The following is a 420-nucleotide window of genomic DNA, read 5'->3' as shown; positions in this document are numbered from 1 at the left end:
CAACCACCCTGCAGGTGGACGGCATAAGTAAAATTCCCCGGCTCTGATGGGGTACCGCTGATCGTAGCCGTATTGTTAACCCAGTTAGCAGTTACACCGGAAGGTAAGCCGGTAAAATATACCGCTGTAGCACCCGTAGTAGCATAACTGACAGGGATAATCGCTGTATTGATACAGACTGTTTGTGCATCTGTTCCCAATGGCGAAATTAGGGTAACGGTATTGGTGGGACTGACAGTGATGCTTCCCCCAAGGCTGGTATCACCGCATCCACCCGTTAAAGAGACGGAATAACTAAACGTGCCGGAGGCCGTAACAGGTGTGCCGGTAATGGTAACTACATTATTAACCCAACTGCTGCTTACCCCTGCCGGTAAGCCAGTAACATTTGCACCAGTTGCCCCGGAGGTAATATAAGTG

Annotated in this window: 1 protein-coding gene; it reads right to left on the bottom strand. The window is 50.0% G+C overall.

Going from position 1 to position 420, the window contains the following annotated elements; translation table 11 throughout:
- The coding region (locus VG561_RS21185) for a hypothetical protein (RefSeq protein WP_423179950.1) at positions 1–420 on the bottom strand (420 nt) is incomplete at both ends.

Source organism: Stenotrophomonas sp. CASM110, assembly GCF_049384345.1.
GTDB lineage: Bacteria > Pseudomonadota > Gammaproteobacteria > Xanthomonadales > Xanthomonadaceae > Stenotrophomonas > Stenotrophomonas muris.
The sequence above is the reverse complement of the archived record's forward strand: the minus strand, read 5'-3'. Positions and strand labels throughout refer to the sequence as shown.